The organism is Psychrobacter sp. P2G3, assembly GCF_001593285.1.
Classification (GTDB): Bacteria; Pseudomonadota; Gammaproteobacteria; order Pseudomonadales; family Moraxellaceae; genus Psychrobacter.
In genome coordinates this window covers 1,420,828-1,437,301 of sequence record NZ_CP012529.1, presented here as the reverse complement: position 1 = coordinate 1,437,301, position 16,474 = coordinate 1,420,828, and the positions used below count along the sequence as shown (strand labels likewise).

The 16,474-nt window shown below is 42.0% G+C and carries 17 protein-coding genes; 14 read left to right on the top strand and 3 right to left on the bottom strand.

From position 1 onward, the window contains the following. Positions 1-289 precede the first annotated feature (289 nt). The 3 genes from dnaB (at position 290) to argF (ending at position 3,989) form a co-directional block, all read left to right on the top strand. Positions 290-1,690, top strand: a complete 1,401-nt coding sequence (gene dnaB / locus AK823_RS06040; RefSeq protein ID WP_068035453.1) for a replicative DNA helicase — start codon at positions 290-292, stop codon at positions 1,688-1,690. A gap of 74 nt (positions 1,691-1,764) precedes the next feature. Continuing rightward, positions 1,765-2,871, top strand: coding sequence for an alanine racemase (gene alr, locus AK823_RS06035; protein ID WP_068327295.1), 1,107 nt, complete (start codon positions 1,765-1,767; stop codon positions 2,869-2,871). A gap of 194 nt (positions 2,872-3,065) precedes the next feature. Continuing rightward, positions 3,066-3,989, top strand: coding sequence for an ornithine carbamoyltransferase (gene argF, locus AK823_RS06030; RefSeq protein WP_068035449.1), 924 nt, complete (start codon positions 3,066-3,068; stop codon positions 3,987-3,989). Between the two features lie 140 nt (positions 3,990-4,129). Here the strand turns inward: argF and rpiA are convergent, their stop codons facing one another. After that, positions 4,130-4,789, bottom strand: coding sequence for a ribose-5-phosphate isomerase RpiA (gene rpiA / locus AK823_RS06025; protein WP_068327293.1), 660 nt, complete (start codon positions 4,787-4,789; stop codon positions 4,130-4,132). A gap of 258 nt (positions 4,790-5,047) precedes the next feature. Here rpiA and ilvA point away from each other — a divergent pair, with 258 nt between their 5' ends. From ilvA to AK823_RS05985, 9 genes are all read left to right on the top strand, one after another. Continuing rightward, a complete protein-coding gene (gene ilvA / locus AK823_RS06020) occupies positions 5,048-6,601 on the top strand; it encodes a threonine ammonia-lyase, biosynthetic (RefSeq protein WP_068327290.1) in 1,554 nt (517 codons plus the stop codon). A 131-nt stretch (positions 6,602-6,732) separates the two neighbouring features. After that, complete coding sequence (locus AK823_RS14350) at positions 6,733-7,098, top strand: excalibur calcium-binding domain-containing protein (RefSeq protein ID WP_203226580.1); 366 nt, start codon at positions 6,733-6,735, stop codon at positions 7,096-7,098. A gap of 29 nt (positions 7,099-7,127) precedes the next feature. Further along, positions 7,128-7,301, top strand: a complete 174-nt coding sequence (locus tag AK823_RS13930) for an FMN-binding negative transcriptional regulator (protein ID WP_082785654.1) — start codon at positions 7,128-7,130, stop codon at positions 7,299-7,301. 108 nt (positions 7,302-7,409) lie between these two features. Continuing rightward, positions 7,410-7,850: a S4 domain-containing protein gene (locus tag AK823_RS06010; RefSeq protein ID WP_068327287.1), complete on the top strand. Its 441-nt coding sequence runs from the start codon at positions 7,410-7,412 to the stop codon at positions 7,848-7,850. Between the two features lie 237 nt (positions 7,851-8,087). Next, the gene (locus tag AK823_RS06005; protein WP_068327284.1) at positions 8,088-8,588 is read left to right on the top strand and encodes a low molecular weight protein-tyrosine-phosphatase; all 501 of its coding nucleotides are present in this window, start codon (positions 8,088-8,090) and stop codon (positions 8,586-8,588) included. 178 nt (positions 8,589-8,766) lie between these two features. Continuing rightward, complete coding sequence (gene murB, locus AK823_RS06000; RefSeq protein ID WP_068327281.1) at positions 8,767-9,879, top strand: UDP-N-acetylmuramate dehydrogenase; 1,113 nt, start codon at positions 8,767-8,769, stop codon at positions 9,877-9,879. Then, a complete protein-coding gene (locus AK823_RS05995; RefSeq protein ID WP_228138921.1) occupies positions 9,845-10,642 on the top strand; it encodes a YdcF family protein in 798 nt (265 codons plus the stop codon). The genes murB and AK823_RS05995 overlap by 35 nt, the downstream gene beginning before the upstream one ends. A gap of 120 nt (positions 10,643-10,762) precedes the next feature. Further along, on the top strand, positions 10,763-11,053 hold the full coding sequence (gene ccoS / locus AK823_RS05990; protein WP_068327274.1) for a cbb3-type cytochrome oxidase assembly protein CcoS: 291 nt from the start codon (positions 10,763-10,765) through the stop codon (positions 11,051-11,053). 105 nt (positions 11,054-11,158) lie between these two features. Continuing rightward, on the top strand, positions 11,159-11,986 hold the full coding sequence (locus AK823_RS05985) for a sulfite exporter TauE/SafE family protein (protein WP_068327271.1): 828 nt from the start codon (positions 11,159-11,161) through the stop codon (positions 11,984-11,986). Positions 11,987-12,103: 117 nt separating this feature from the next. On the opposite strand, the gene AK823_RS05980 is transcribed toward AK823_RS05985, so the two are convergent. Together AK823_RS05980 and AK823_RS05975 are read right to left on the bottom strand one after the other, a co-directional pair. Continuing rightward, positions 12,104-13,258 carry a DEAD/DEAH box helicase gene (locus tag AK823_RS05980; protein WP_068035431.1) on the bottom strand — a complete coding sequence of 385 codons (1,155 nt, stop codon included), beginning with the start codon at positions 13,256-13,258 and terminating at the stop codon, positions 12,104-12,106. 288 nt (positions 13,259-13,546) lie between these two features. Then, positions 13,547-13,762, bottom strand: a complete 216-nt coding sequence (locus AK823_RS05975; RefSeq protein WP_068035429.1) for a cold-shock protein — start codon at positions 13,760-13,762, stop codon at positions 13,547-13,549. Positions 13,763-14,443: 681 nt separating this feature from the next. Here AK823_RS05975 and aroQ point away from each other — a divergent pair. Both aroQ and AK823_RS05965 read left to right on the top strand, forming a co-directional pair. Further along, complete coding sequence (aroQ, locus tag AK823_RS05970) at positions 14,444-15,001, top strand: type II 3-dehydroquinate dehydratase (RefSeq protein WP_068327268.1); 558 nt, start codon at positions 14,444-14,446, stop codon at positions 14,999-15,001. Positions 15,002-15,163: 162 nt separating this feature from the next. Then, positions 15,164-16,465: an AarF/ABC1/UbiB kinase family protein gene (locus tag AK823_RS05965; RefSeq protein WP_068327265.1), complete on the top strand. Its 1,302-nt coding sequence runs from the start codon at positions 15,164-15,166 to the stop codon at positions 16,463-16,465. The last annotated feature ends 9 nt before the right edge of the window (positions 16,466-16,474 follow it).

Genomic DNA, 16,474 nt, shown 5'->3' with positions numbered 1-16,474 from the left:
TATTTTTTATAAAAGAAATCGTCATTTATACGGTTATGACAGTCGCTATTTTTGACAATAAACTGACTAACAGAATTAGAGAAACTATCTATTGTCAGCCTCTTAACAATCATAATGTGATAGACTTTCGCTTTTAATTGTAGCATCAATTGAGGCTTGTTTTTGTGGTACTTATCGTAGGTGCTGGATGCGCCATTTTATGATATAGCGCTTACAATTAGCGCTATACTTGTAGCGATTTTAGAAGTACTGACTTATAAATAATTCACTTATAAATACTTAGGCACTCATGGCAGACACTAGCAAAACTGACGACCTACTCAATCAGCAGCCCCCGCACAATATAGATATTGAAAAGGCGCTACTGGCTTCTTTGATGAGTATCGAAGAGGCATATGACAAGATTGCAGATATCGTCACCAAAGACGACTTCTATGCGGGACGTCATCAACACATATTTGATGCTATCGCTCACTTGGCAGCGGTTAACGAACCCTACGATACTGTCATGGTACATGATTGGCTAGAGGCGCAAAAACTGCTCAAAACCGCTGGCGGCGACAGCTACTTGGCAGATATTTTGAGTCAAAGCCCTGCAACTTTATTTAACCTGACCGCCTACGCTCAGCGTGTACGAGAATTATCAACCCTACGCCAGCTGATTACCACTGGCAACGATATGCTGACCCTTGCTTATAATCCTAAAGATCAAACGGTCAGCGATATTTTAGATAACGTTGAGGCCAAGATATTTAGCATCAACGAGCAACACAATAAGCGTGCTGAGCAGCGCGGCCCTGTCGGTATTACCTCAGTATTGACCAACGTAATTGATAAAATTCAGGAGCTCAAATCAAATCCTGACGGTATGATCGGCTTACAGACACCATTTGCTGAGCTGAATAATAAAACCCAAGGTCTACAAGCAGGCGATTTAGTGATTGTCGCCGCACGTCCTTCTATGGGTAAGACTACTTTTGCTATGAACTTAGCAGAAGGCGTGTTGTTTAATGAAGATTTGCCTGTCGTTGTGTTTTCTATGGAGATGCCAGCAGAATCTATTGTGATGCGTCTACTATCTTCTTGGGGCGCCATTAATCAGACTCATTTGCGTTCAGGACAAATGAATGAAGATGAGTGGGCAAAAATGATGAACGCGATTCAGCATTTGCAGTCTAAGCATTTATACATTGATGATAGTACTGCATTGCCACCATCAGAGCTGCGCTCACGCTGTCGCCGTATCGCTAAAAACCATGATGGCAAGCTTGGCGCTATCATTGTCGATTATTTACAGTTGATGAAAGTCCCTGGCCTCGATGGTAACCGTGTTGGAGAAATCTCGGAAATCTCTCGTAGTCTAAAAGCTCTAGCACGTGAGCTTGAATGTCCAGTCATTGCCCTATCGCAGCTGAACCGAAGCTTGGAAAACCGACCTAACAAGCGTCCAATCATGTCAGATTTACGTGAGTCCGGTGCAATTGAGCAGGATGCCGATTTGATTATGTTTATCTATCGTGATGAGGTTTATAATGAAAACTCAGACCATAAAGGGGTGGCTGAAATCATTATCGGTAAGCAGCGTAACGGTCCTATCGGTACCATACGTTTAGGTTTTGAAGGTCAATTTACCCGCTTTATCAACCTGACGCCTGAGTACTATCAAGGTGTGACTTTTGACGATGAATGATGAATAACGTCAATTTAATGATTGACGACTTATAACTACTTTCTAACAACCAATTGCTAATAAAGAATTTAATTATGCGCACTGCTACCATTACTATTAATCCTGCTGCTCTTACTCACAATTTGAATCAAGTCAAAAAACGCGCGCCCAATGCTAAAGTGCTGGCAATGGTAAAAGCCAACGCTTATGGTCATGGCGTGGCTGCCGTGTTGCCAGCATTGCAGCAAGCAGATGGTATTGGCGTTGCAACGTTTGCCGAAGCAATGGAGGCGCGGCAACTGGGCTGGGATAAAGCGATTGGTTTGGTTGAAGGGGTGTTTAGCGCCAAAGAGTGGCAGCAAGCTATCGATAACGCTTGCAGCTGTGTGATTCATCATGCACCGCAGTTAGACTGGGCTTTAGAGAACGTCCCAGCAGCTGACAGCCCAGCGCGTCAAGTTTGGCTAAAATATAATACTGGCATGAATCGTTTAGGCTTCAACGAAACGACGGTCGTAGAAGCAGCACAGTGCTTACACGATGCTGGTTACCAGCTTATTCTAACAACGCACTTTGCGAACGCTGATAATCGTGACCATCCGCTAAATGCCATTCAAATACAGCGCTTCTCTGAGATGTTGAGCTATTTGCAACAACAGATAAGCCCAGCTATTGAAGGCTCATTGTGTAATTCAGCAGGAATAGTAAATTTCTCTGATAACCATTTTGACTGGGTACGTCCAGGTATCATGTTATACGGTAGCTCACCTGTCATCGATCAATCAGCTAACGACTTAAACCTACAGCCTGCGATGGAATTTAGCGCCCATATTATGGCAATGCAAGTAGTTAATGCTGGTGATGCAATCGGCTATGGCAGCCGCTGGACTGCACAGCAAGATACGAGAACTGCTCTTGTTAGTATTGGCTACGGTGATGGTTATCCACGCGTCATCAGCGATGATGCTTACGTTTGTATTATCGATGCTGAAAGCGACACAAGCTATCCATGCCCTATCCGTGGGCGAGTTGCTATGGATATGATTGTCATTGACTTGAGCGCAGCTCCGGTAGATATCGCACTTGATAGCAAAGTCTTCCTGTGGGGCGCTATGCCGCACGTTGATGAAGTCGCCAGTCATGCAGGCACTATTGGCTATGAGCTACTATGTAGATTAAGCGCTCGTCCCAAACGTGCATAAGTGCAACTGTATTTCTATTTAATTTACTTACTATAGGTCAGTCATCATACTGGCTCAGATACCAAAAATTGGCATTTACATTGAAAGTAATTACGCTATACTAAAAGTTTGTTGTCACCACGGCCAAGGCAGTTGCTTGTCGCCATTGACGGCTGATAACGTTTCATTGACTGTGATCGACTGCTAGGATTGCTATGAGTTTGCGCCATTTTTTGACCTTATCTGATTTAACCAAACAAGAACTAGAAAATCTTATCAAACGCGCCAGCGAATTGCGCAAGATGCAACACGCAGGCGAGATATATCAGCCGTTTGTTGGTCGTACGCTTGGCATGATCTTTGAGAAGTCATCCACCCGTACACGCATCTCTTTTGAGACTGGTATGGGACAGTTTGGTGGTAGTGCTATTTTTTTATCACCAAATGATACGCAACTTGGTCGCGGCGAGCCGTTAGAAGACTCAGCTCGCGTTATCTCCAGCATGGTCGACATTATTATGATTCGTACCTTTGGCCACGAAAAGGTCGAGACCTTTGCTAAGTATTCAAGTGTGCCAATTATTAATGCCTTAACTGATGAATTCCATCCTTGCCAGCTGCTTGCTGATATGCAAACTTACTACGAGCATCGCGGCAGTATTGAAAACAAAATCGTGACGTGGGTGGGTGATGGCAACAACATGTGCTCATCATTTATGCAAGCAGCCAATCAGTTTGGTTTTGAGCTACGTGTAGCGGCTCCTTATGGCTTTGAGCCTGACCCAAAACTGATGGAACGCTTCTCGCATTGTGTCAGTCTCGTTGAAAACGTACAAGACGCTGCCAAAGACTCTAATCTCATTGTCACCGACGTATGGGCAAGTATGGGACAAGAGTCAGAGCAAAATACCCGTGCGCGTCGTTTTGCGCCTTATCAAGTGACGCCATCGCTATTAGATAAAGCAGATCCTGACGTCGTCTTTATGCACTGTCTACCTGCCCATCGCGGCGAAGAAATCTCTCATGATATGCTAGATGATCCACGCTCTGTCGTGTGGGATGAAGCAGAAAACCGCTTACACGCACAAAAAGCTTTGATGGAATTTTTATTAAAAGACAAGATTAAGCTACCTGCATAGATAACTAAGCAAACTATTTATAAAATACTACGCATAGAGTATTACGCATAAAAAAGGCAGATCACATTTATAGTGTTCTGCCTTTTTAGCTTTCGATTAGAAATTAGCAACTAGTTGACGAGCCGTCTAAAGAGCCGTTTTTAACGAGTGAGTGTCGTCACCCCATTACTACCCGCCTTTAACAGTACATCTGCTTGATTGGCGGCAAAAATACCATTACATACCACGCCTACGATATTGTTCAACTCTTTCTCAAGCGCTATTGGATTACTAACATCCAAATCATAAGTATCTAAGATCACATTGCCATAATCTGTGACAAAGTCTTCACGGTAAACGGGTTCACCGCCTAGAAGGGCTAACTGGCGAGCTACGTATGAGCGTGCTTGTGGCAACACTTCAATTGGTACTGGGAACGCGCGTCCTAGTATCTCGACACTTTTACTCTCATCAACCATGCATATAAACTTGTTAGACGCCGCTGCGACGATTTTTTCACGAGTGAGTGCGCCGCCGCCGCCCTTAATTAATTGCAACTGCGCGTTAACTTCGTCAGCACCATCAATGTAGATGTCAAGCTGACCTGCAAAGTTTAGATCAACTATCTCGATACCAAGCGCGCGAAGCTTATCTTCGGTGACTTGTGAGCTAGCAACGGCGCCAGCAAGCCTCAATGTAGGCAACAACTCAATTAAACAGTTGACCGTACTGCCCGTCCCTACCCCAAGTATCATGTCATCTTCGATATAGCTTAGAGCAGCTTTGGCTGCGGCTTGTTTCTGTGCTTGCTGATCGCTCATCATAAATCCTTGGCAACGTGAGAATAATATCAAAATGCGTGGCTATTATAACCGATGAATTTGATGGATGTTAGGGTAATGACCACTCTAATTTAATCTTTGTTTAGCTGTGCTACTTGCTATAAACAAACCTTTCATATCCATCAAAGCATCAAATTCTAAGCAAAACTTGCAATTGTGTCTTGCAAGATAGTCAAAATCAGCATAGGCTAATCTATTTCATTTTTATCATCATATATCATTTGTTTAGGGATCATTATGCTATCACATTGGGTACGAGCCATCTTGCAAGCCACTGTCTATGACGTTGCTATTCAAACGCCACTTGAGGCCGCACCTAAGCTGACCCAGCGTTTTACCAATGATATTCGACTTAAGCGCGAAGACCTGCAACCAGTCAAATCTTTTAAATTGCGTGGTGCTTATAACCGTATTAGCCAACTGAATGATGAGCAAAAAGCGCGCGGAGTGATTTGTGCTTCAGCGGGCAACCATGCGCAAGGGGTTGCTTACTCTGCCCGTACCCTTAATCTTAAAAACATTATAGTAATGCCCACGACGACACCTGACATTAAAGTTGATGCCGTTAGAGCGCTTGGTGGTAATGTCGACTTACATGGTGACAGCTTTGATGAAGCCAATCGCTATGCCATCAATCGTGCTGAGACTGAGGGCTTAACCTTTATCCCACCTTACGATGACGAATTGGTCATTGCTGGACAAGGCACCATCGGACTTGAGCTAACCCAGCAATGGCGCAATATGGATTATGTCTTCGTTGCGGTTGGCGGTGGCGGTTTGATTTCAGGCGTCGCGGCATTCTTGGGTGAAGTGGCTCCGCATGTCAAAGTCATCGCTGTAGAAGCCGAACAATCAGCCTGCCTAAAAGCGGCGCTTGAGACCGGTGAGCGAGTCAAACTTGAGCAAGTAGGATTATTCGTCGATGGTGTGGCAGTCGCCCAAATTGGTGAGCTACCTTTTGACGTCGTACGTACGCAAAAAAGCGATAATTCAGGGCCAATTGTTGAGCCTGAGGTCGTGACCTGTACCAATGATGAAGTCTGCGCGGCTATCAAAGATATCTTTGAAGAAAATCGTAGTATCGTTGAACCTGCTGGCGCATTGTCAGTCGCTGGTATGAAAAAATATATTGAAGCTAATGATTTACAAGGTAAAAACTGCGTCGGCATCATTTGCGGTGCCAATATGAACTTTGACCGCCTACGTTATATCGCTGAGCGTACTGAAATCGGTGAGAAAAAAGAAGCCATCTTTGGCGTGACTATTCCTGAGCAGACCGGTGCGTTCTTAAATTTTTGCCGCAGCCTGCATGGACGTAATATCACTGAGTTCAATTACCGTGCTGATAGCAAAAAGTCGCCAGACTCTATGGAGCCTGCGTCAATCTTTGTCGGTATTGCGCTAAAAGAAGGTGATAAAGAACGTCAAACGATTAGTAACCAATTAGCAGCTGATGGCTATACGGCGCATGACTTAACTGATGATGATATCGCTAAATCACATATTCGTCATTTAATTGGTGGACATGCTCATGTCGAAAACGAGCAATTATTAAAAATCACCTTTCCTGAGCGCCCAGGTGCACTGCTAACGTTTTTAGAAAAACTGGGCGATGATTTTAACATTACGCTTTTCCATTATCGCAATCACGGTGCTGCTGAAGGTCGAGTGTTGGTTGGTCTGCAAGCCTCTGAGAGTAATTCACGTCAATTACAAGACGCCCTACTTGATATTGGCTATGACTGCACCATGCTAAATGACAATATTGGCTATCAGTTATTTTTAAAATAAAAATAGACGTAAGCTATCATTTTCAGTGGCAGTTTTTTAATTAATTAGAAAACTGCTATAGATGAATTAATAGTGATTATTCGTTTGTAAATATTATTGATAGGTATTAAGCAGTGATAAGGAAAATATTGATGATCGTTGTATTGTTGACTTTAGCAATTATAGGTTACAAAATCCTTCAACCCAAAAATTTCACGAGTAATCCTATACCTAATATTGCGAATGACACATCAACTGGAGTTGCTTTCACATCTGATGACCTTGATGATATAACGCCAACCTACGTTGACTCTGATCCAAATTCAACATCAACCTCTGCAGTAAGTCCTGTATTAACGTCACAGCCAGCAGCGCCAAGCTTCTCATGCGATGGCAGAAAGCATTGCTCTCAGATGACCTCGTGTGCAGAAGCCACTTATTTCACAAATAACTGCCTAGATACGAAAATGGACGGTAACAACGATGGTATACCGTGTGAAAAACAATGGTGTAACTGATTTTAACTAAGGCTTAGATTGAGAATACCATGCATGTCCCTTCAAATTTTGCCGAAAACAATTTTGATAGTATTATCGATTTTATTGCGGTTAATCCGCTGGCAACCTTGGTCGCTCAAACCAATAATGGTATTGAAGCTTGTCACATACCATTGTTTTGGCATAAAGCCGCCCTAGTCTCCGTTGATGCTATCTTGTTTTAAATACAGACAAACATTTAAATCATCTGTTATTTTAATAAGCTATCACTCTTTTAATTCGTAAAAGAAACACCATTATTATCTTAGTTTATTGATATCTATGAGGTTTTGATGAGTAAACACAATAAAAACCATAATCAACCCAGCCACAGTAAACCTGATGCTGTGCGTATGCGGCTCGATAAATGGTTATGGGCAGCGCGATTTTATCGTACTCGCACTCTTGCCAAAGAAGCCATCGAAAGTGGGCGCGTGCATTATGCAGGTAGCCGTGTCAAAACCAGCAAAGAGATTGCAGTCGGAGATGAATTGAGTATCCGACAAGGCTCAGCCACTGCCATGACCGAAAAGACAGTCGTCGTCGAAGCATTAACTGCACAACGTGGCAATGCTACCAACGCTCAAGTGTTGTATTCAGAGACTGAGGAAAGTGAAGAGCGCCGCGCGTACTATGCTGAGCAGCGTAAACTTGCCAACCTTGCTCGACCTGATAACAAGCCTAACAAGAAGGAGCGCCGTGATTTACAACGCTTCAAACATCAGCAAGATTAAAATATTTCTATTGTTTTGCCTGTGCTCTTGTTATTCACCACATTAACCGTTACGCTTAACAAGTCGCGCTAGATGATAATAGATTACAAGTAGACGTTATTAAATTAAGCAAAGATAACTGTCTATCATTTTACTCTAATTGGCGCTGATTTATTTATCCACTAACATGCTAACGAACCACATTATTAATGTTGGTTCCCTATAGCATGTTTTTTTATTGTCACAAAGGGTCATATTATGCTGATTAAAGCTTCTGCACCATCATCTGTATTATTGGTTTGTCTAGGCAATATCTGTCGGTCACCAACTGCTGAGGAAATTTTCCGTCAGCAAGCTGCTATTGCAGGGCTTTCAATGAAAATAGACTCAGCAGGTACGAGCGATTGGCATATTGGTCATACCCCTGACGTACGCTCACAGCGCCATGCTAAGAGTCATGGTTACAATATTAGCAAATTAGTGGCACGTCAGATAAGTGCTGACGATTTTCGTAAATTTGATCTAATCCTTGCAATGGACGGTCAGAACCTAGCTGATTTGCAAGCATTAAAAGACAGTATTGAAGGTACGTCGCAAAAACCTCTGGCTAAATTAGCTTTGTTTAGCGAAGAAGATCCTACCTATGGCGGCGATGATGTGCCAGATCCTTTTCAGGGTGATGGAGAAGCTTTTGAAAACGTTATTGAACGTATTGAATCTAGCGCACAAGCATGGATTGAAAGCTGGAAAGCCATGTAAGGAAACTTTAGGCATACAAATGTAATGATGGCTAAATAACATTGGTTGGATACTAAAACCTAAGTATTTTATCTGCTTTTGTAGCGCGTATCCCTTATAATAACGAGCGTATTAAGGCCTACTTGAAATTTAATCATTACTTTAACAGCCCCCATTTATTTGCCTAATAGGTCGCTTTATGACTACAGATTTGCATCATGCTCCTAGTGCCCAATATGATTGTTCGCATGATCTTTCTCATACCAATACAATGGCGCTCGCTTGTGTAGCTGATACAGTAGTGACTTTACAAGATGAGGCGCAGCTAGATAGCTTCATGACAAGTTATGTAAAAAATACTGGGCATAATCTGCCGTTGTTTGTGTTATCTGGTGGTAGTAATGTGCTGTTACCTACGCAGTTGCAAGCTATCGTGCTACGACCGCAAATGCATGGCATTACTCTCACCGATCAGACTCAAGATTATGTTGATATTGAAGTCATGGCAGGCGAAAACTGGCATGACTTGGTTATTCATACGGTCAATCAAGGCTGGTACGGGTTAGAAAACTTGGCTTTGATTCCTGGGCTAACTGGTGCAGCGCCTGTGCAGAACATCGGAGCATATGGCGTTCAGTTAGAAGACTATTTGCAGTATGTGCGCGCTTATCACTTACCGACCAAAACTTGGCACTCTCTTACCGCTACTGACTGTGAGTTTGGCTACCGCGATAGTATCTTTAAGCGTACGCCTAACACTTGGCTAATCAGCCGTGTGGGTTTTCGCTTGCATACTGATGAGACAAAGGTATTAGCTAGTTATGGTGATGTCCAGACAGTGGCGCAACGTTATGCTGAGCAACAAGGACGTATGCAACCAGCTCCTGCGGACGTGATGCATGCTATCATCGATATTCGACAACGAAAACTTCCTGATCCTAAACAGCTCCCTAATTGTGGTAGTTTTTTTCAAAACCCTATTATCAGTCAAAACCAGTTCATATCATTACAGAGTAATTATTCTGATATTGTGGGCTACCCAATGCCAGATTCAATGGTCAAAGTCGCAGCAGGTTGGTTAATAGAGCAAGCAGGTCTAAAAGGCGGCGGTATCGAACCAATCGTAACTCATAAAAAACAAGCATTAGTACTGACTAATCACCGTCCTTACCAAGCCACCCAAGATGATGTGGCAATAGCCCAGAACCATATCATAAGCTGTATTTATGAAAAATTTGCTATCACTTTAGCCCGTGAGCCAGTTTGGGTTAATACTAATGGCACAGTTGGATATGGTGAGCATGGGGTCTAAGCGTTCATGGTCTCATAAGCTGTCAGGGCATTACCTGCGCTCAGCTGAACGCATGATTAAATTGTTTCGTATTATTAATATGACTTTTTTTCTGGGCTCGACTGCGATTATTTTGATTCTTGTTAGTTTGTTCACACCGCTGTTTTCTCGTACGGTTACTTATGTATTCGAGCATCTACCGCTACCTACGATATCGGCTAGTGCCATGAGTTCGCCGCCTACTGCTTATGTGGTCCTTGGTGGTGGTCTCACTAATGATAATAATAATCAAACTATCCTTAATGGTTATAGTCTCAACCGTATCCGTACTGCCGCTATTGCCTATCATGATTTTCCGCTACCTATTATTTTAAGTGGTGCTGAAGCGCCTTGGATGAGTCAATGGCTCATCGAGCACGGCATTGATGAACCAATTAGCGAAAACGCCAGTATGAATACTTGCGAAAATGCACGGTTTACGGCCAAACGTGTTCCTCTATATCATGTTTACCTTGTCACTGATAGCTATCATATGGCGCGGGCACGCAGGCAATTTGCCCTAAACGGGATTAATAGCACTCCTATCAACGCGCCACTACCCGTTCAACTTGATTGGATGGAGCCTGCACAAAACTTAAGCCATTCAAGACGTGCTGTTTATGAAATAGCCGCTTATTTACGTGATGTTCTGCGCCCGCAATCAGACTGTCGCCTTGCAGAAGAAGTCAGCACTCAGCAGTTATTAACGCCTAGAGGTAATGCAGTCAAAACCTTTGATGAATAATACAAATACTTCATGAATTTGTGCCAATTTAGTTGCCCAGATTTCGCCTGCATAGCTCAATTTATTACACTTGCAATAAGTGTATAATAATAGAATAAACTGCTATTTAAGAGGTTTGCCATGCTCAGTATATTTTTATTGATTCCATTAAGCTTAATGCTGTTTGTGGTCGCTATATGGGCAGTACGTTATGCCGTAAAATCCAATCAGTTTGAGGATTTAGATAATGCCTCGCAGCGTATTATCTTGGATGATCGACAAGAGCGTCGTCAGGTTATCCAATCGCATGAGCCAAGCGACACTGTTCAAAAAACGGATACAATATCCACTGAAACTACTGTTAAAAGTGTAATTTTGGACGAAGATGACATAACAACTGGTAGCAATACAGATCTTAATAATAAAAAATAGCATTAAATTTTTAAAAACTTCTAATCTAGTTAACGATCTACTGCTTTTATTTTCAATAGAATAAACATTTTCTCACCTTATTATTTACTCTAGGAGTTGCTGCTCATGACCACAGCATTATTAGTTGCAGCATTACTAATGGGATTTTTTGGTTCACCGCATTGCTTAGGCATGTGTGGCGGACTGGTGAGCGCATTTGGACTATCAATGAAGGATGCTAGTCCTGCCAAGCGCCGTGGTTTGGTTGCTACCTATCATCTTGGACGTTTACTTAGCTATTCTTTTTTAGGTTTGATGGCAGGATTAATTGGCACAACCGTATTAGAGCCATTGATGAAAGGCAATAGTATGCCACGTATTCTATTGGGTTTAGTGCTAGTACTTGTTGGCGTCACAATGTTGGGCGCGCCATTTTTAACCAAGCTTGAGCGCTTTGGTATGCGTTTTTGGCAAATCCTTGGACCACTACGCCAAAAGGTATTTCCACTCACTACCTTTCCACGTGCTTTAACTGCTGGTCTGCTATGGGGGTTTCTACCTTGTGGACTTGTGTATGGCGCCCTACTTATTGCAGTTGTCGCTCATAATCCTTTAGGAGGCGCAGCACTGATGTTTGTCTTTGGTCTAGGTACAGTGCCAATGTTAGTTGCTACTCATAAAACAGTCAGCTGGATGCGTGACAAAATTGGTCGCTTTCGCTTGCGCCAGCTAAATGGTGTAGTGATGGTACTATCGGGAATGGCTGTGGCGTTTGTGCCTATCATAATGACTAATATGCATGGTGGACATGATAGTGGCGCACAAATGAATCATGGTAGCTCTTCTGCTATGACCTCTGAAGCAGGCGACTCTACCCATCATGATATGAGCCAAATGGATTCTAATATGCATTATATGGATGCTGACTCCGAAACCATGAACCATTCTCAATAGTTGAGCTCAGAAAATACCAAAAGCCAATATCTTATAAGCATGTCGAAAAAAAGCCCGCAACGTTAATATCGCTGCGGGCTTTTTCTGACAACACTTAAGCTTTTAGTATTGATATAACTACTGTTGCCATTGCTCAAGGCTAAACTTAGTATCTAAGTGTTTCTCTAATGCAGGTAGATTAAAAGCATCATCTTCACTCACAAAGCTAATACTGATACCTGTTTGCCCAGCGCGCCCTGTACGACCAATACGATGTACATAGTCATCTGGCTGATCCGGCAAGGTATAGTTAACCACATGACTGATATCGTCAACATGAATACCGCGCCCAGCTACGTCAGTTGCGACTAATATAGAGGCGTGACCGTCTTTAAAACGCTGTAAGTATTTTTCACGCTTCTGCTGAATCACGTCACCTGATAGCATAACAATTTTATGCGCTTGACGAAGCTTGTGATACAGACGCTTCACCTGATCCTTACGATTGGCAAAGACAATGACTTTTTCTACAGCGCTATCAGTAATAATACGCTGCAACGCTTCTAACTTTTGATCTTCTGTTAGTAAATAAAAATGCTGGTCTACTAGCTCACTAGTTTTGTGTTCAGGCTCAATTTCAACAAACTGGGGCTCATGTAACCAGCGATAAGCAAGGTTCATAACATCTTGATTAAAGGTAGCTGAAAACAGCAGGCTTTGACGATCAGTGTTAGCTGGCATGCGTCCAACCAAACGTTTAATATCGGGGATAAAACCCATATCAAGCATACGGTCAGCTTCATCTAACACAAGTACTTCTACACGATCCAAATAGACCATACCTTTATGCATAAGATCAATCAAACGTCCAGGTGTAGCCACCAAAATATCTACATATTGGCGCTCAAGCTCATGCTGTTGAGTCTCATAATTAGTACCACCCATAATACAGACACTATGTAGCTCGGTATATTTGGTCAATGCCACACAATCATCAAAAATCTGCTGCGCAAGCTCGCGTGTTGGTGCCATTATCACGGCGCGAGGCTCACCTAAATGACGCTCTTCTTCCTGACCAAAAGGACGCTTAAGTAAAGCTTCCATAATAGTAATCAAGAAAGTCGCAGTCTTGCCTGTTCCCGTTTGCGCCTGTCCAATCGCGTCTTGATGCGCTAATGTATGTGGTAATATCTGAGCTTGGATAGGCGTTAACTCGGTAAAACCCAAATCACTGATTGCTCGTAATGTTGGCGCTGAAAGTGGCAAATCAGTAAATGTCGTAAAATTACTCAAAAAATCATCCTTATGTATTGACAGTAGCAGACTCACAGCAAACCTTAACGTAGCTTTTAGATTTAGATAAAGCTGCTGGTATATGAATGCAGATGAATGCGGATAGATAACTGCAACTAATAATTAACGGCCTATGAAATATAGGAGCGTAAAAAAGCCAAGCCTAATGTCTATTCTTATCGATGTTGTAATAAACCCAATATCGATAAGAATAGACAGGCTTGACTCAGTAGTATATCAGCAGTTAGTAAAATCATTATAGCTAAACTACTATAATGACTGAATTGATCAGTCTTCTACTTTTCTAACCTCTTCAGCTTGTAGACCTTTTTGGCCTTCCACTACGTTAAACTCAACTTTTTCGCCATCTTTTAAAGAGCGATAACCATCACCTTGGATAGCGCGAAAATGGACAAAAATGTCTTCACCGCTATTACGTTGAATAAAACCAAAGCCTTTTGAATCATTAAACCACTTAACGATACCTTGCTCACGATCTGACATAACATTGCTTCCTAAAATTACGCCTAGCCCCAACTTCCTTTGCGAAATTGCATATAAACGGGGTCTAAGATTATGAAATCAGAATTTAAATCAATTATTTAATCAATAACGATTTAAATACCATCATTTAAAAGTTGCGTTTAGAATATATAAGGACATTCATTTTCATCAAATAATAAGAATTTCTTCTTAGATGAAATAATCGCGCCTTAACGCACTTACTAGCGATGTTGCATCATCACTTAAGGATGATTGCTACTTATAATTGTTCCAAAAAGTAGCAGCAACAAAATCGCAAGATTCACTACTTAAAAATATCATAGCATGGGTTTTTAGCAACACAAAGTCATTTAACATGATTTTTGATGTTTAGGTAAGCTATCTATGTAATTTTTTATAAACTAACAATTGAGCTATTATGATAAAGTCCCATATCTAGCGTAACAGTTTAATCTCTTACTTATCCGTTATTTCAATGAATATTTCGTTTACAAGAGTATTAACGCAAAGGTAAGGTCTACAAAGGCATCTCTCACTAATGCATTGCCAAAGCATATGCAATCACCATAAAACCATGCCTGTGACATGATGTTAAAGATTTATTAGTAAACTATAGATGAGTTATAATTACAAACCCTATTAGACCTAATATTACATTCACCTAAATCTGTAGAGAAACTTATGAGCAACTCTTCCCCGTCAGCATCAGCTTCAAAAACAACAGTAGCAGACGCAACTGGTTCAGAAACAGACAATCTACAGACACGCAAAATACTACTCATTAATGGGGCAAACCTCAACTTATTAGGTAAGCGCGAGCCAGAAATTTATGGTCATACAACCCTTACTGATATCGAAAAACATTTAACAATAAGAGCAGCAAAGCATGGCATTGAACTTATTTGTATTCAATCCAATCACGAAGGACAGCTCGTTGATGCTATTCAGCATCATGGTTTGTTAGCTGATGCTGTATCACAAGTGGATGCTATCATCATTAATCCAGCTGCATTTACCCATACGTCAGTCGCTATTCGCGATGCCCTACTAGCCACTCAAAAGCCATTCATAGAGGTGCATCTATCTAATGTTCATGCACGTGAACCTTTTCGGCAACATTCTTACTTAAGTGATGTGGCAGTTGGAGTAATATGTGGTTTAGGCCACTTAGGCTATCAGATGGCACTCGATTATTGGCTGGTTAATTCGTACCACATTGACTTGGACAATGACAGCTAAGTGGCATTATCACATGCCTTAATACAGTCTTTAGAAAAACCCTAGCACGCTTTTAAAATCAAGGGTTTTATTGGCTGAAATATTGCATTAAATATGACTCGTTCTTTAATCAATCATTAATTTATAAGCAAAAAACTAAAAAATCAATATACGGTGATATGAATGGCTAAATCGTCCGGAAAACGCTTTATGAAACTTGCTGGCATGACTGCAAGTATTGCAGGTAAAGCTGCTAAGAACTCGCTAAAGCACCTCTCTAGTGACGAAGAAAAACGCTTACAGGCACGCTCAGAGTTAATGCAAGATGTAGGCGTTCAAATCGCTGAAACGCTTGGTGAGATGAAGGGCGCTGTCATGAAAGTGGGGCAAATCGCCTCGCAATATAAAGATGTGTTTCCACCAGAGGTTGCAACGGCGCTTGAAAAGCTACAAAAAGATGCGCCACCCATGCCATATGTACAGATACGCACACAGGTAGAACGTGAGCTTGAAGCATCTATTAGTGAGCTGTTTGCAGAATTCGAAGAAGTACCTTTTGCGGCAGCCTCCATTGGTCAAGTACACAAGGCTACTCTGCCCTCTGGCCAAAAGGTCGTAGTTAAGGTGCAATATCTAGATGTTGATGAGAATTGCGACAGTGATCTAAAGCAAGTACGCATGGCCTTAAAGATTGCTGGCGTTCTTAACATGAGTCGTGACCTGCAAAATCAGCTATTTGACGAGATACGTCAAAGCTTACATGATGAGCTTGATTATACTAAAGAGGCCCATAACTTACGGGTATTTGGGGCATTTCATGCTGAGGACAACGGTCTTATCATCCCTAAGGTCATTGGTAGCCACTCTTCTAAACGAATTTTGACTTTGACAGAAGAGATGGGAGAGACGCTAACAGTAGCGGCGACATGGGATAATGATGTTAAGCAAAAAATAGCAGAGCGCCTGTTTCATTTTACAGCAGGCCAGCTATTTGGCTTATACCGGATGCACTGTGATCCTCATCCCGGTAACTTTGCCTTCCGCACTGATGGTAGCGTAGTAGCTTACGACTTTGGCGGTATTCGCAGCTATAGTGATAGTGAGGTGCAATTGTTTCGTAGGTTTGCTAAACATGCTATCAAAGGCGATGTGACGGCACTTGAACAAGATCTGATTGCACTGGGAATACGCCGGAATGATGATACCAATATTCCAGGCGAGTTTTACCAGCAATGGCTCGCTATTGGCTTGAAGCCTTTATCTATTAAGCCTCATCAAGATGGCCATTTTGATTTTTCTAGTAGTCAAGTGCACCACGAAGTTATTGCTCAGATGCGTACGTCTTTAAAATACTTTGCTCAATTTCAGCCTTCCGCAACTACCATGATGCTTGATCGTACCGTATCAGGACAGTACTGGAACTTAGTTAACCTCGGGGTGGAAATTGACTTATCATTGCTAACTAATGAATACATAGAGACCTAAAAAATCAAT

Coding starts and splice junctions, on each gene's coding strand:
- dnaB (WP_068035453.1), top strand. CDS start 290: ATGGCAGACACTAGCAAAACTGACGACCTACTCAATCAGCAGCCCCCG.
- alr (WP_068327295.1), top strand. CDS start 1,765: ATGCGCACTGCTACCATTACTATTAATCCTGCTGCTCTTACTCACAAT.
- argF (WP_068035449.1), top strand. CDS start 3,066: ATGAGTTTGCGCCATTTTTTGACCTTATCTGATTTAACCAAACAAGAA.
- rpiA (WP_068327293.1), bottom strand. CDS start 4,789: ATGAGCGATCAGCAAGCACAGAAACAAGCCGCAGCCAAAGCTGCTCTA.
- ilvA (WP_068327290.1), top strand. CDS start 5,048: ATGCTATCACATTGGGTACGAGCCATCTTGCAAGCCACTGTCTATGAC.
- AK823_RS14350 (WP_203226580.1), top strand. CDS start 6,733: ATGATCGTTGTATTGTTGACTTTAGCAATTATAGGTTACAAAATCCTT.
- AK823_RS13930 (WP_082785654.1), top strand. CDS start 7,128: ATGCATGTCCCTTCAAATTTTGCCGAAAACAATTTTGATAGTATTATC.
- AK823_RS06010 (WP_068327287.1), top strand. CDS start 7,410: ATGAGTAAACACAATAAAAACCATAATCAACCCAGCCACAGTAAACCT.
- AK823_RS06005 (WP_068327284.1), top strand. CDS start 8,088: ATGCTGATTAAAGCTTCTGCACCATCATCTGTATTATTGGTTTGTCTA.
- murB (WP_068327281.1), top strand. CDS start 8,767: ATGACTACAGATTTGCATCATGCTCCTAGTGCCCAATATGATTGTTCG.
- AK823_RS05995 (WP_228138921.1), top strand. CDS start 9,845: ATGGCACAGTTGGATATGGTGAGCATGGGGTCTAAGCGTTCATGGTCT.
- ccoS (WP_068327274.1), top strand. CDS start 10,763: ATGCTCAGTATATTTTTATTGATTCCATTAAGCTTAATGCTGTTTGTG.
- AK823_RS05985 (WP_068327271.1), top strand. CDS start 11,159: ATGACCACAGCATTATTAGTTGCAGCATTACTAATGGGATTTTTTGGT.
- AK823_RS05975 (WP_068035429.1), bottom strand. CDS start 13,762: ATGTCAGATCGTGAGCAAGGTATCGTTAAGTGGTTTAATGATTCAAAA.
- aroQ (WP_068327268.1), top strand. CDS start 14,444: ATGAGCAACTCTTCCCCGTCAGCATCAGCTTCAAAAACAACAGTAGCA.
- AK823_RS05965 (WP_068327265.1), top strand. CDS start 15,164: ATGGCTAAATCGTCCGGAAAACGCTTTATGAAACTTGCTGGCATGACT.